Genomic DNA, 13,649 nt, shown 5'->3' with positions numbered 1-13,649 from the left:
GACGACTCCCGTTTACTGAGAGTCATCATTGATGGGATTCCCATCGTGAACACCTATGTGCCGCAGGGATTTGAAATTGATTCCCCGAAATACACCTACAAGCTTGGTTGGTATGAGCGGCTACGGAACTACTTCACCAAACATCTTTCACCACAGGCTCCGGCTATCTGGTGTGGCGATATGAACGTGGCACCTCGGCCCATGGACGTCCACAGCCCTGAGAAACATCTCAATCATGTGTGTTACCACGAGGCAGCCCGCGCTGCGTATGAACAGACCGTCGCCTGGGGATTCCAGGATGTCTTCGTGAAACTCTACCCCACGCGTCAACAATACACATTTTGGGACTACCGTGCGCCCAGCTCACTGGCAGCCAACAAGGGCTGGCGCATTGATCATATGATGGCGACCACACCGCTGGCTGATAAATGCGTGAAGGCGGATGTGGATGTCGAGCCGCGACGAGCGAAAGAACCTTCCGACCATACATTTTTGTGGGCAGAGTTTTCGATCTGACCGCGCACGCGACACCCACTCCATCCGAACTGTCGATTCCACCGTTACTCGGTAGGGCGGAATGGAGAGTCTCTTCTACGCGGCCTTCGCTCGCATGTGGTTGTTGCGATTCAGCTCGATCAATGGGTCAATGATCAAGCCGCAATTCAGGCAACGAAGGATGACGGTACTGGAAGACACCGCTGGTTGACGCTCTTGAATCATCAAGCCTTTGCATTTTCGACAGGTCATGGAGTCCCTCCTCCTGATAATGACGACCAGTCTCTCTTAACACTGAAACATTAACGTCGTGTTAACGGTCAGTTAAAACTATCTAATATTCTTTCCTGTCTCTTTCGCTGACACGGGAGTTCCTTCTCTGTTTTCAAAATCTTGCACGGAATCATGAGCGACTTATTCACATATATCAGCAGAAGACTTGTCGTGCCCTCTCATGCAGCTCCCTACCAATGTTCCGATAGAACACAGCGTGCAGCCCTCTTAATAGGCCTACGCCAATACCACCCTATGAAGAAACAGGTGATGAAATGACCGATCACCCTGCCACTATCGTCATCGTGGGTGCAGGCGCGGCTGGTTTGACCGGCGCGATCGCTGCAGCACAAACGCTCGCACAAGAAAAAAGCGACGGTCGCGTCCTCTTGCTGGACGGCGCGAAACACATTGGAGCGAAGATTCTTGTCTCGGGCGGGGGACGATGTAACGTGACTCACGACATTGTGACACCGAAAGATTTTTTCGGAAATCGCAACATCATCCGGAATGTGCTGGCGGCTTTTCCGGTGGAGCGAACGATCGCCTGGTTCACTTCCCTCGGCGTTGAGTTGAAGCATGAATCGACGGGTAAGCTCTTTCCCGTATCTGATAAGGCACGCACCGTGCTTCAGGCATTGATCGATAGCGCTCGACGCGCCGGTGTGACGATCTGTCCGGACCACCGTGTCGACGCAATTTCCCGCACCAGCACCGGGTTTCTCGTGCAACACAGCCATGGCATTACACATGCGTCTCGCGTCATGCTCGCCACCGGCGGTCAATCGTTACCGAAAACCGGGAGCGACGGATTCGGGTTTCAGCTGGCACGCAGGTTTGGGCATCAGATCACTCCGACCGCACCAGCCTTAGTTCCACTGGTACTTGACCGCTCCATGTTTCAGGCTACTCTCTCAGGCCTCTCCCATGAGGTGGAACTCACGACACTGGTAGAAAAGCGAGAAGTGGACCGTCGAACGGGAAGCCTTCTCTGGACTCATGTCGGAATTAGTGGTCCCGTGGTCCTAGATGCCAGCCGCTTTTGGACCTTGGCGACGAAACAAGGCACCGTCGTCGAAATGTACGGCAACTTTGTTCCCGGACAGTCGGCTGATGAACTTCGAGCATGGTTCATTGCCCAGGCGGCTCAGCATCCCAGACGCTCACTGGTTCGAATGCTGTCATCCCTGGTCCCGGATCGTTTTGCCGAATCCCTCTGTCGTCACCAGGCCTGCGAGTCGCAAACAGCGGTGGCCCAGGTCCCACGTCCCCATCGAGATCGGTTATTGAATGCACTCACTCACTTTCACTTTCCGATTATCGGTGACCGCGGGTGGAACGTGGCAGAAGTTACCGCCGGCGGGGTTCCACTTGAGGAAATTAACTACCGAACAATGGAGTCGAAACTGGTCGCCGGGCTTTACCTTCTCGGGGAAATGCTCGATTGTGACGGCAGAATCGGTGGGTTCAATTTTCAATGGGCCTGGACAACAGGGTGGCTGGCCGGGAAGTCGGTGGTCAGGAGCCTTCTCAAGGGACAGACTCCTACTCACCCAGCCTCATCATTCGAATGAGAGATCTACTTTTGTATGCCCGCATCGGTCAAGACAACAATCACCACGTACCCGCTTCCGCTTCCGAACACACCTTCGCTCTCGGGAGAGGATGATAGGGGAGCTCTCCGTCCTCCCGCGTGGGCTCGTTCGAAGGCAACATCATGACTTGAAGTGTTTCGTCGGAGAAACCGTCATTGCGGCTCCGCAAGACCCCTTCCCGATTCAACATTTTGACCGCGTTCGTGCGTGAAACAATCGGAGGATATTCTCTGAATTGCTCTGCCGAGACATAGGGGACTTGGATGGTTACAGGACGACGTTTAACATAGACAAAGTCCCGCAGATTGTCGTCGATGGGTGTCTTCAGGGTCACCACCACCGAACTCTCTGCCGGCAAGGTCGTAATCGAGATCACGTACAATGGCTTCACATCGGGAGGTGCTTCCTTGTTCCCGGTAACCACCAGGGTGGGAGCAGCCGTCAACTGCGTCGCCTGATTGATGGCGGGAGACCGTACACCGACGCGAAGGTTCGTCAGATCACGATTGGACACATTTTCAAGCAGGAGCTTGATGAGCACCCAACCCTGTGGATCGAGCGTCTTTGCCCGGCCTTTCGGGATGGACTGTTCCTCCCGTCGGATGCTGCAATCTGAAACGAGATTACGCCGTTCGAAAAAATACAGCGTATTCATACCCTGCGGCTGAACCCCTCGTTCATAGGTGTAGAACGACACCCCAACGTGAATCATCGTCGGCCTAAACCAGGCCACGACCGTCGGCAGCACGAAGGGGACAAAAGCAGCCAGGAGGCCGAGAATAGCGACCTTGCTGAGGACACTTTGCCCCCAAAACCACACCCAGCCCTTCTTTAGACTCTCCATGCAACGCTCATTCGATGATTTCAGCCTGACCAGCCGTAAAGATACGCTCTTGGAGGAGCTCCCGACAAGGGCAAGACTTCGCCTTGACCGTCGGCAGCCTCATTCGCCATGCTAGCAGTTTGTACGCCGAGGAGAGCCTATGCCGGATGGAATGCAGGAAGATATGGTCGAGAACAATCAGCGCGTCACGCAGCGCTGGAAGGTGATGCTGGCCTTGAGTACCATCTTGATCGCACTCGGCATTTGCGTTGACTGGTCACCATCTCAGGATACCAGTCTGCCGGACACATCCTCATTCCTGGTCATCCTAGGGGTAATTCTCGGTTTTGCAGGACTGCTGGCCGCAACTCGGCGGTGAAGGATGCGCCCGTATGAGGTGGAGGATGGCCCGATCTATCGCACGTATTCACACAAGCCCTGCTATCGATTTCCTCCCTGGAGTTGGACTGCACTGACGCCATAGGGGCTGAAGAAGGCTAGCACCTTGTCCCCCACCTTGAACTGAGCTCCGAGTTGAGTCTGCTGGGTAAGATTCAGAATGTGAAGCTGCCCTTTGTCGTCCCGAATCACCATGGTTCCCGGAATCCCTGTTGTCACAGAAATCACTTCCCCTTGGACCGGGGGAAGAGCCAAAACGGAACGAGGCCAACTCACCACCATCACAACCAAGAGAACCAGGCTGCCCACCATTCGGAATACAAGCCTCTGCATGACGGCATCTCCTTTCAACTCATGTACTCGCGATCTATCAGCATGACTATTGCTAGGTTCTCTTACCGCTGAATATCGTCCGTCATTCTACCAATGATAAAGGGCCTGGGGGCCCACCTTGTCTATTCGCAGAAGACAAATAGATTCATCGACCAACTGCCGCAATATCCGCTGGATCTCATCTCAGAGAGCTATTCTATGTTTCATACATCTCTTCTTGCTCCCTCTGCCAATTCGGATAGCGAACAAGGCTTCGTTCATCACATCGGGCTTGCCATCGATCGCCCAAACAGTGCACTATTCACGCTCTCGTGCTTCAAAATCCAGTGAAGCAGAGAGACTTATAGCGGAGAGCTGTTTGCTCAAACCCACACCCCCCTCTTTTGAGGTAAATATTTCGAGGAAGGTGCTCAGCTACTCTCCCCGCTACCATTACATTACCAACCTGATGGGCATAGATGACAGGGAGCATCCATGAACCATAGAACAGATCCCATGCGGCGACATAGTCGGTTTCCAGTGAGCTGGCCCGTGTTGTACGGAGATGGTGCATTTGTTGCGGACGGGACTGTCCTTGATCTGACTTCCCGTGGTTGGCGAATCACCGGATCAATAGCCGTCGTAGCCGGCATGCAGCTGACCTTAAGGGTGTCGGTCCCAGGCAGGTCCACCCCACTGTGCATTCATCGAGCAATCGTGCTGTGGGTAAAGGAACATGAGTTTGCCATTGAAGCGAATGAGATCGCCCCAGATGATCAAGCATGGGTTGCCGAGTTCCTTCGACACAAACTCGGACTCATGTGGATGTCGCAAACCCCTGACCAAGAGCCCTCACATCAGATCAGAACGACACAATCCCGTGGTGAACCCCTTCCATCACAGCCTTCCCTCCCATCCCTGGAAGACATCCTCCGCCGGGTCGCTGCAGCCGATCTGGCTTCGACCATGATGACAACGAAAGCACATCGGGATAACAATTCAGACGTTCCCCAGAGTGAGATCAACACGCCCATCGACGACGTGCCTGAGAAAGTCTGGAGTGAGGCACGCTCTATTGTTCGGCGCATGCTCTCAATCAAAGCCGTTCGTGGCCAAACCGGTCGAAATCCGGTTCCGGACAATTAGTCATCCTCCCCCAAAAACCTGGGTCTCATGACAGCACCCTTCCGAAAGAGAACAACCAAAACACCCCTAAGAGCGAACCGATTCTCGAGGCAGAGATCATCTGACGTCTGTTCTTAAGAAGTCCCACCCTTGAGGCTCATACTTGGCATGATCCCAACTAGAAATCTTCGAATAGACGAAGCTGATTCGGCCGGCCGATTCCTCGCATCCAAGCTGGTACTCGCGGTGGTTTCTTTGGCTTGAGAGAAGAAGGTGGCCCGCTTGCCAGTAAGGCCTGTGCCGTGATCCATGCTCCAATCAGTTCGAAGTGAGCCAGATCCTTCTCCCGGAGATTGGAGCTCCATTCCGAACTGCCTCGCTTGCTCACTCCGACCGACCGACTCAAGTACCGTAACTGAAAGAACCATTCTCCTGACCAACTGATGCCGACTTGATGCACAACGGCAATAACGCCGAGACGTTCGCCGGTTGTCTGCCTGAGATAGACACCGAGAGCAATGTCATCACGATTCACCACGGTAACCAATGGTTATACCATTAACAAACCATGGTCAATCCCGTAAAATACGTGGCTTGATTTACCTAATCACTTGGCTCTGGAATCAACCGGACCCGAATGTCCAGGACTTTCTGCTTCATACCCCTCTCGATCAGACGGAACGCCATAACCCAAATACGATCATAGATATCCAGTTTCCGGACGTTCCCGAAGAACTGCTTATAGACTGGAGTCTTAGTTGTTCCGTTACCTACCGATAGTCTCTGAGGGGAACGAGTGGGGTGGATGACGGGTTTCGAATTGAACCGGACTCATCGTCACATCAACAATATCAACAAGATAGCTTGGCAAATCGCGGCAAAACTGGGCAAATAATCCGCAAATCTGCAACCGGTTGCAACCAGGAATCGGACCCTCAACACTCGCCTCCATCCAAGGCAGATGAGCCATGAGCACTTGTTTCTTCTTTTCCTGTGGTCGTCGTTCCTCACCTCTCTAACTAGTAGGCTCCGTGCCACAGTACGGCGCGGCTCTCCTGAAAAGGATCGGTGATCTCCTCACAGCGCCGTTCACGGTCCTTCGCCTCATGACGCCGCTCAAGATGTCCTATGAGCCCACGAAAGAAACGAGCGGAGCTGTATCTCAAGATCCTGGAGGTACTCCCAGAGCTGCGTCTGGATACCATAAAAATCGTGAAGCAGGAAGTCGAGTGGATGCCCGAGAGCGCGCACTTGCTCCTTCAAACCCGAACCTGCGTCTTAAAATGGTGACTGAGGTGCCGCGTGCCGTGATTTGATCGGTATCCGCAATTCTAACAGGCCGCCGTGTGACCCCCGAGTTGTGTGAGACTCTCACACAACTCGCCAGCTCCACTAAGTCACTTAGGATTCGCTCCCTGCTCGATTTGACGTTCAAGATCAGCGGAATCAAAGTTGCCGAGTGACGCAGCGATCAAGCCATCATCACTCATGCTCCACTCTTCGAATCCACTGAGGCGCACGCGTTTGCCGGTCCTGCTATGGGTGCCCTCCAGTGTCCACTGATAGATCATCTTGTCCTGTCGGGCAACGAGATCATTCAGATACACCGTCAGGTCCGGAAAGGCGGTGAAGAATCCTTGTGCAGCTGTCGCAATCGCGCTTCGGCCCACCGACGGCGTGCCTCCATTGATGGTAAGCGAACCGCCTGGAGCATAGAATTGAGCGACAGTGGACGCATTCCGGCTGCACCACGCAGCCGTGTATCGGACAGCAAAGTCCCGCAACTGTGTCGTCTGTTTGCGCATCATCACTTCCTCCTCAGTGAATAGACAACCTAATGCCCAACATGTGCGAGGGGTGATGGCTGTCAGTCCTTCGCCCGCGCCGTCACCACAAGTGCCTGCATGGTCGACCGAAATGGTGTCATTCCTCCGATCCGGGCAAAGACGTTGGCCACCGCATCGACGATTGGGCCGGATGAACCACCACGTGCTTGAATTTCGGCAAGAATGGGTGCACCTTCAATCATCCCAATTGCTAACGCCCTCGCCGTACTGCTGACACACGCCTTCGAAATAGCCTGAATCTTGAGCTGGTCGAATCCGTTTACCGTAAGTAACCGGCGTAACCCCGTAACGTCTGCGAAGCTAAACGGTGCCTTGAAGAACTGCGGTGGATTGTCCGGGAAAAACTCCGCAACCGTGTCGTGGACGGCGACACTATAGGGATTGTGTTCCATGCGATCCCACACACTGAATGCCAGCACACCATTTTTGACGAGAACACGGCGCATTTCTCGAAATGCACGATCTTTATCCGATACAAACATAAGCCCGAACTGACAGACCGCGACATCGAACGATGCATCGGGAAACGGCAGATCGGCGATGTCTGCTTGTCGCCAGACGATTCCCTCTACACCAACCAGTTTGCGTTGTGCATAGGCGAGCATTCCTGGGTTGATATCGGTGGCCGTCAGGGATACGGTCGGTTTCAGATGGGCTCGGAGCTGTTGGGTCAGGATGCCGGTCCCGCAGGCCATCTCGAGAATGGACCCTGCCAGGCAGTCGGTGGCCACACCTCGCACAAGATCAATCGCATAGGGCTCGAACAGGGCTGGCCCAAGATGTCGCTCATAGAGGTCGCAAACCGGGGCGTAATCATGTTCAAAAGGCGTATTCATCAAGCCATCTCTCAAAAGTTGTACGATTCACCGTCCTCAGGAACCAGCACACGCGACGTCATGCCTTGTTCGCCAAGAAACGCTCGCAGATTCTTTCGGGACAGCGTGGCATGGTTGACCGCCTCCATGTGACTCGCAATGATGGTCGCAGCAGGAGCGGCGTGATACACATCGCGCACATCGTTTTGTCCCATGATGATCGCTTCATTCGGAAGCACTCTGGCATCGCCACTATTGAGGACGATCACATCGGGCTTGTACTGCGTCAGGTTCTGCTTGACGCCTTCATACCAAACGGTGTCCCCGGCAATGTAGAGTGTTTTCTCAAGTGGATGTTTGAAGACGAGGCCGCACACATTTCCCAAAATATCTCCCATGAGTCCTTCAAGAATCTCCCCTCGGCCGTGCTGCCCAGGAGTCTTGATCAGCGTAATCCCTTCAAATTCGTTCCGTTCCTCAAGCGCCCGCGTGTTGCGAAACCATGACATCTGAATGTCCCAGGCATCTCGACTATTTTGGGTAAAGATCAGCATGTCTTTAGGAATGACCTTTTTTGCCGTGTCATCCCAGTGATCTTGATGGGTATGGGTCACGATCACTGCATCGACGGCGAGAATCTCACTCAGAGGCAAGGGAAGCTCAACTGTGGGGTTGGCGACGTGACTATTGAGCGTACCAGGAAATCCCGGAAAGCCACCCTTCTCTGACAGCATAGGGTCTATCAGAAATGTTTTTCCGGCATATTCGACTTTGAGGGTTGCGTTCCGGATCTGTGTGAGCTTCATGATGCTGTGCCTCCCCTGCGTGATTAATTCAATCTTGTCCGTAACCAGTTCCACCAGCCGAGATTTCGAATCGTCCTCCCCATACATGTCACTGCTTTGATACAGCGTCGTTACAGCAGCATTGATGCCACACATCCAAATAAGATCGTGTGATCCATTTTCAATGGGTTAGAGATCGGGCCGAGCAAAAACACACCTCATGAGATTTCACGACTTATGAAATCTCATGAGTGCATTTGCGAGATTTCGCAAGCAAAAGATGCCTATACGGAAAGTCGGGCCGTGGTACCCAGGTCGTAAGATCAGTGCGCGGCAGGTTTCTGAATCTTGAGCGCTCTCATACGGGAAGAAAGAGTAGAAGCGTTGATGCCCAGCAGTTTCGCCGCACCATGTTCACCCGAAACTTTCCACCTCGTGGCCTCCAGTGCGCGAAGAATATTGGTGCGCTCCAGCTCATTGATCTCCTTGGCTGACAAGATGCGATCAGATATAGGAGCCTGGTCGGCCTCCAACGCATCTACATGAGGCACTTCTGGTAAGGCCCGATCCAGGTTGAGACAACCATGATCGGCGGTGATAACCGCTCGCTCGATCACGTTCTGCAATTCCCGAACATTGCCTGGCCAGCTGTATTGCTGAAGCCGCCGTGCACCATCAGCCGTAAGTGGAGCAATCTTCCGGCTCATTCTGGCGGCAAACCGTTTTGCAAACAGCGCAGCTAATCGCGGGACATCTTCTCCTCGTTCCCGCAACGGTGGCAGTCGAAGAGGAAATACGTTCAGCCGGTAGAAGAGGTCCTCCCGAAACCTCCCGTCGCGCACAGCCTGCCCCAGATCCCAATTGGTTGCGGCCAACACCCTCACATCCACCTTCCTGGTTGATATGCTGCCGACCGGATCGAACTCGCCTTCCTGGAGCACCCGAAGCAACTTGGCCTGCAGATCGATGGCAAGGTCTCCAATCTCATCGAGAAAGATAGTCCCCTTGTCAGCCAACGCAAAACGGCCTTCTCTCTTCTTGGTTGCACCGGTGAAAGCACCCGCTTCGTGACCGAATAGCTCGCTCTCGATTAAGGTAGATGGGATTGCGGCGCAATTGACGGTGACCAACGGTCGTTCTCGACGAGCGCTGGCCGCATGAATTGCGCGGGCCACGAGTTCCTTGCCGGTTCCGGTTTCGCCCATGATCAGCACGGTCGCATCGGTCTTCGCAACTTGCGCAATGTCCTGGAGCACTCGCCGAAATGCCGGACTCTCACCGAGCAAGGCACCGTCCTGATGGAGAGCCTGCAGTTCTTCTCGCAGCAGTTCGGTTTCGGCCGTCAGCGACTGAATCTTCTCCTCCGCTTCTATCCGCTCATGGATATTGCGAAGAATAAGCGTCGTGAACTTTTGACGATGCAGCTCAAATCGGGACAAAGTCGCCTCGGCAGGAAACAACTGGCCTCCCAGGCAACAGGCGTTGAGCCCGCCTGGAATCCACAGTGATTGCTGCCCCTCGGGGCGCTTGTCCAATTCGTCGATCAATACGAGCAGTCGATCGGCATCATCAGCACGTAGGAAACATCGAAAATCCTGACCGATCATCTTCTCCGCACAACATTGAAAGGTCCTTTCGGTTGCAGGGTTCACGCGTGTGATGTGGAGCTGGTGATCCAACTCAATAATTGCGTCCATGGCGCTCAACAAAAGTCGACTGAGTTTTTCTTCCCGCTCACGGACCTCGGCTTCTGCTCGCATCCGGCGAAGTTCCGCTGCCGCGCGCGCAGCGAAGATCTGAAAGATCGCATGGGCTCGCGGTTCTTCTGGAATTGGCCGACGGTCAATCACCGCCATATGCCCGAGTATCTGGCCATCGGTGTCCTGGAGCGGCACGCCCATATAACTAACGGCTCCAGCTGCCTTCAAGTCCTTCTCATGGGGATAAATCTCGAGGAGCCGATCAGGGAAATGAACAAGCTTGGCCATATCGATCACGCGCTCGCACGGTGTTCCCGCAATGTCCACTTCATAATCCGTGACCCACTGACCATCCATCCAAAACGCAAGGGCGCGAAGGCGGCGCCGCTCGGGGAAGTATTCCGTCACCCAGGCTCCGTGCGTGCCGAGCGCGGAAGTGAGGTTTTGGACCAGCGCTGAGAAAAACTGTTGCCCGGTTTCCGTTGCGGTGCCTTCGAGAATCGCGCGCAAGGCAACGTCGGTTTCAAGGTCCTGGAGAGGTGCGGAGTGACCAGATAAAGGAGATCTCATGAGGCGAAAGTATGGGACGAGATGAGACGTAGATGCAAGAGGCATAGACGAGAGAGAGCATTCCCTTCACATCCTACCTAGATCTGCGCGACCACACCCTCGGCTCCTTCGAGGAAGCTCTGCATTTCCTTGACATAGATTTCCGTCGTTGCATGGTGCTGATGCCACATCACTGTCTGACCCGCGTTTGACTCGCATCATTGAGGAGTGCGCACATCGTAGTCGATCGTCTTTGCCGGTGTCGTCAATAGCAGAACGTCTCATCGTTCACAATCCTTCCCTCGTTCCCTCTCAGTCTCCGGAGTACGAACAGGTGTCTTGAAATAGCGCACGAGATCCACGGCGAGTTGTCGGTCCTCTCCTCGATTGGATTGGGCGAGCGCCTTCATGATCTGTTGGTAGTGATGCATCACCTCAAGCTGCTTCCTCGGCAGATGCGTCTGGCGTTGCTGACGATCGAGCACCTTCTCATTGGTCGTGCCGTCGCGCAGATGCTGGACCCTCCACCGTTCATGCGTCGTCCGGTGAATCCGGCTCGTCGTCGTCGCCTCAATCCCATGCTCCCGAAGGGCCTCCGCAAACCCCTCTCGCCAACGCTGTAGATCTGCCTTTCGCGGATTGAGGCGATTCCCGTCGAGACCCGCCGCTTTGACTGTTAAATGCACATGCGGGTGCGGGGAGGGATGAGGGTCCGGATCGGTCTCGAACGTGTGGAGGACCATCGCGTACTGAAAGCCCGAAAACTCTCGTGTCGCAAAGTCACGGGCAGCCCGTTGGACCGACAGCGGATCGGTCCGGGTCGGCATGGAGAGGACGAGATGAAAGGCATCGCGCATAGTCGAATCCGCCGCGATAGGCATCCCGCCATCGCGCCATTCGGCTTTGAGATCCGCCACGGCATCCTTCCCGTGAATCACCTGGCCGTCTTGATCTTCGATCTCGAGTTGGCCATCCCGCGAAATGTAGGTGAGGTTGTTCGCGATGCCCTTCATCCCTTTGGGCGCCCTGACGAGTTTCACCACGACTTGCGGGGCACGGCGGACCATGGCTTGGAGTTTCTGCCGTACATAGGTCGCCCGAGTCTGTGACGTGCTGAGCCGTCCGCCAGTGCTCATGAACTTAGCGGAACCAAGGCGAATATTCTTGCTGGCCCGCGGCCGTGGAAGGGTCTCGGTTGAGACATTGAAGAGCCGGCTCCCCCACTCATCGAGCCTCTCATCGATCTGGATGCTTAGTGGGGTCATTGGATGTGCCAGCGCTCCACGGACCCGCGTAAGACATCGGACACCTTCTTCGTATGGGTTTGGATCACGCGGGAGAGTTCCGTGATGACCTCGACCCGAAAGGCGGTCCTGTTCTGAGGCGCGGTATTCAGAACTTTTGCAATCTGGTTCAAGTTCCTGCCCAAGGCGAGGAGTTGCTGATTCGACCGAGCCAAGGCCTCCAATTCCGGTTGTCCGACATGGGGTTGCCCGGTCAACTTGGCGCGCACCATTGCCACCATCCATTTCGTCGGCACATAGCCTTCATGGACTGCCATCTTCTTCAGTGCGGCAAGCTCTGAGGCCGTCAGGTTCAGTTCGATGCGGGCGGTCGCTCGTTCACGCTTCGGGGTGACGCGACTCCGCGGCGCAGGGACCCTCGTGGCTCTCCGATCCATGGCCTGCCGAAGGGCGCTCCGCAGGGCATGGCTCGGGGTGATGCCGTGGGCCTGACACCAGGCCTGCCAGGGCGCTTTCAGTTCCCCCAGATCCACCGTAACCGTGGTCGTCCGTTTCGCCCGCTGCCCCATCAACTCACCTGTACCAGCCCAACTCTGACCACCCCGCACCCTTCACAGACCTGTGGCTGCTTCAGGTCATTGGATGGTCAGAAAACCTGGGCACAAGAATACGATAAACCCATAATGTAAGACAACTACGGGCAACAGCCATATCCTGCAAACTCTAAAAAAGATAAGATTAAGAAGAGTAAAGAAGAAAGAGATCTAGGCCCTCCCACCTCTTAGAATTAGGATAATGAGCTCAAACGAAGGGGGTTGGCACGTACCCGCTATTGCGACGGCGATCGCCAGAGTCAGGGTCTGTGTGGGCTTGCCGTTGTATATCCAAACGGGTATACTTGATCCGTGAAACCGCTGCGCTTTCTCGGGAACTCGCTGGAATGCCTCCGACAGTTTCCGGAAGATGCCCGGCATGATGCAGGGTACCAACTGGAGCAAGTCCAGCACGGCAAGCAGCCAACCGATTTCAAGCCGATGCCGTCTGTTGGAAAGGGTGTCGAAGAACTACGGGTATGGGATGATTCCGGCACCTATCGCGTGATCTACGTGGCTCGATTCGCAGACGCGGTGTACGTGCTCCATGCGTTTCAGAAGAAAAGCCGGGCGACGAGTGCACGCGACCTGGAGCAAGCCAGGACACGGTACGCTGAACTCAAGCGAGGGAAACATGACTAAGACGATCCACAGTTTCAAGAGTGTGTGGGACGCGTTGGCTGATACGCCCGAACAGGCGGCGAATTTGCGTGCGCGCGCTGCACTCATGCGGCAGATTACCGAGGTCATCGAGACGAACGGGTGGACGCAGGCGGAAGCGGGCGCCACATGCGGGGTGACGCAGCCGCGAATGAATGATCTACTCCGGGGACGGATCTCGCGGTTTTCTTTAGATGCGCTGGTGAACATGGCGGCGGCGCTGGGGCGACCCGTCCGCGTCGAATTACAGCCTCCCACGCACAAGGGCGTCACCCGGACGCGTCGTTCGGCCTAAGCCCCCAACATACGTTCTCAGACAATGCGAGGCTCGCTCTTCCTCGCCTCCGTGATGAGCCCAGTCGTCAAGAGTGGACGCCACGAAGTGCAGCCTCATGCCGCCGACTGCTGACGGGCCCACTGCTGGGCAAATGCCG

The 13,649-nt window shown here is 55.1% G+C and carries 17 protein-coding genes; 7 read left to right on the top strand and 10 right to left on the bottom strand.

Annotated elements, in window-relative coordinates; translation table 11 throughout:
• Positions 1-516: exodeoxyribonuclease III (locus tag ACMTNU_RS18560; RefSeq protein WP_413936789.1), on the top strand; the 516-nt coding region annotated here is incomplete at its 5' end.
• Between the two features lie 75 nt (positions 517-591).
• Here the strand turns inward: ACMTNU_RS18560 and ACMTNU_RS18555 are convergent.
• Positions 592-747: a hypothetical protein gene (locus ACMTNU_RS18555; protein WP_413936788.1), complete on the bottom strand. Its 156-nt coding sequence runs from the start codon at positions 745-747 to the stop codon at positions 592-594.
• A gap of 296 nt (positions 748-1,043) precedes the next feature.
• On the opposite strand from ACMTNU_RS18555, the gene ACMTNU_RS18550 reads away from it, so the two are divergent.
• Positions 1,044-2,342, top strand: coding sequence for an NAD(P)/FAD-dependent oxidoreductase (locus ACMTNU_RS18550; RefSeq protein ID WP_413936787.1), 1,299 nt, complete (start codon positions 1,044-1,046; stop codon positions 2,340-2,342).
• 40 nt (positions 2,343-2,382) lie between these two features.
• Here the strand turns inward: ACMTNU_RS18550 and ACMTNU_RS18545 are convergent, their stop codons facing one another.
• The gene (locus ACMTNU_RS18545) at positions 2,383-3,207 is read right to left on the bottom strand and encodes a hypothetical protein (protein ID WP_413936786.1); all 825 of its coding nucleotides are present in this window, start codon (positions 3,205-3,207) and stop codon (positions 2,383-2,385) included.
• A gap of 139 nt (positions 3,208-3,346) precedes the next feature.
• Here ACMTNU_RS18545 and ACMTNU_RS18540 point away from each other — a divergent pair, with 139 nt between their 5' ends.
• Positions 3,347-3,565, top strand: coding sequence for a hypothetical protein (locus ACMTNU_RS18540; RefSeq protein WP_413936785.1), 219 nt, complete (start codon positions 3,347-3,349; stop codon positions 3,563-3,565).
• A gap of 62 nt (positions 3,566-3,627) precedes the next feature.
• Here the strand turns inward: ACMTNU_RS18540 and ACMTNU_RS18535 are convergent, their stop codons facing one another.
• Positions 3,628-3,918 (bottom strand): hypothetical protein, encoded by a 291-nt coding sequence (locus ACMTNU_RS18535; RefSeq protein WP_413936784.1) that lies wholly within the window; start codon positions 3,916-3,918, stop codon positions 3,628-3,630.
• Positions 3,919-4,392: 474 nt separating this feature from the next.
• Here ACMTNU_RS18535 and ACMTNU_RS18530 point away from each other — a divergent pair, with 474 nt between their 5' ends.
• Complete coding sequence (locus tag ACMTNU_RS18530; protein WP_413936783.1) at positions 4,393-5,043, top strand: hypothetical protein; 651 nt, start codon at positions 4,393-4,395, stop codon at positions 5,041-5,043.
• A 157-nt stretch (positions 5,044-5,200) separates the two neighbouring features.
• Here the strand turns inward: ACMTNU_RS18530 and ACMTNU_RS18525 are convergent, their stop codons facing one another.
• On the bottom strand, positions 5,201-5,557 hold the full coding sequence (locus ACMTNU_RS18525; protein WP_413936782.1) for a hypothetical protein: 357 nt from the start codon (positions 5,555-5,557) through the stop codon (positions 5,201-5,203).
• A gap of 496 nt (positions 5,558-6,053) precedes the next feature.
• Between ACMTNU_RS18525 and ACMTNU_RS18520 the strand changes: the two genes are divergently transcribed.
• Positions 6,054-6,338, top strand: coding sequence for a hypothetical protein (locus ACMTNU_RS18520; RefSeq protein WP_413936781.1), 285 nt, complete (start codon positions 6,054-6,056; stop codon positions 6,336-6,338).
• Between the two features lie 81 nt (positions 6,339-6,419).
• Here ACMTNU_RS18520 and ACMTNU_RS18515 read toward each other — a convergent pair whose 3' ends face one another.
• The 6 genes from ACMTNU_RS18515 to ACMTNU_RS18490 form a co-directional block, all read right to left on the bottom strand.
• Complete coding sequence (locus tag ACMTNU_RS18515) at positions 6,420-6,830, bottom strand: ester cyclase (protein WP_413936780.1); 411 nt, start codon at positions 6,828-6,830, stop codon at positions 6,420-6,422.
• Positions 6,831-6,889: 59 nt separating this feature from the next.
• Complete coding sequence (locus tag ACMTNU_RS18510) at positions 6,890-7,705, bottom strand: class I SAM-dependent methyltransferase (protein ID WP_413936779.1); 816 nt, start codon at positions 7,703-7,705, stop codon at positions 6,890-6,892.
• A gap of 11 nt (positions 7,706-7,716) precedes the next feature.
• Positions 7,717-8,490, bottom strand: a complete 774-nt coding sequence (locus ACMTNU_RS18505) for an MBL fold metallo-hydrolase (RefSeq protein WP_413936778.1) — start codon at positions 8,488-8,490, stop codon at positions 7,717-7,719.
• Positions 8,491-8,792: 302 nt separating this feature from the next.
• The gene (locus tag ACMTNU_RS18500) at positions 8,793-10,739 is read right to left on the bottom strand and encodes a sigma-54 interaction domain-containing protein (RefSeq protein WP_413936777.1); all 1,947 of its coding nucleotides are present in this window, start codon (positions 10,737-10,739) and stop codon (positions 8,793-8,795) included.
• A 260-nt stretch (positions 10,740-10,999) separates the two neighbouring features.
• Positions 11,000-11,983, bottom strand: coding sequence for a relaxase/mobilization nuclease domain-containing protein (locus ACMTNU_RS18495; RefSeq protein WP_413936776.1), 984 nt, complete (start codon positions 11,981-11,983; stop codon positions 11,000-11,002).
• The gene (locus ACMTNU_RS18490; protein ID WP_413936775.1) at positions 11,980-12,531 is read right to left on the bottom strand and encodes a plasmid mobilization relaxosome protein MobC; all 552 of its coding nucleotides are present in this window, start codon (positions 12,529-12,531) and stop codon (positions 11,980-11,982) included. Before ACMTNU_RS18490 ends, ACMTNU_RS18495 begins: the two co-directional genes overlap by 4 nt.
• Positions 12,532-12,867: 336 nt before the next feature.
• Here ACMTNU_RS18490 and ACMTNU_RS18485 point away from each other — a divergent pair, with 336 nt between their 5' ends.
• The gene (locus ACMTNU_RS18485; RefSeq protein WP_413936774.1) at positions 12,868-13,197 is read left to right on the top strand and encodes a type II toxin-antitoxin system RelE/ParE family toxin; all 330 of its coding nucleotides are present in this window, start codon (positions 12,868-12,870) and stop codon (positions 13,195-13,197) included.
• Positions 13,190-13,510 carry a helix-turn-helix domain-containing protein gene (locus ACMTNU_RS18480; RefSeq protein WP_413936773.1) on the top strand — a complete coding sequence of 107 codons (321 nt, stop codon included), beginning with the start codon at positions 13,190-13,192 and terminating at the stop codon, positions 13,508-13,510. Before ACMTNU_RS18485 ends, ACMTNU_RS18480 begins: the two co-directional genes overlap by 8 nt.
• Positions 13,511-13,649: the final 139 nt, after the last annotated feature.

Origin of the sequence: Nitrospira sp. BLG_1 (genome assembly GCF_047338595.1) — a bacterium.
Taxonomy (GTDB): Bacteria; Nitrospirota; Nitrospiria; order Nitrospirales; family Nitrospiraceae; genus Nitrospira_D.
Note: the sequence above shows the minus strand (reverse complement) of the source record. Positions and strands in the feature narration are given on the sequence as shown.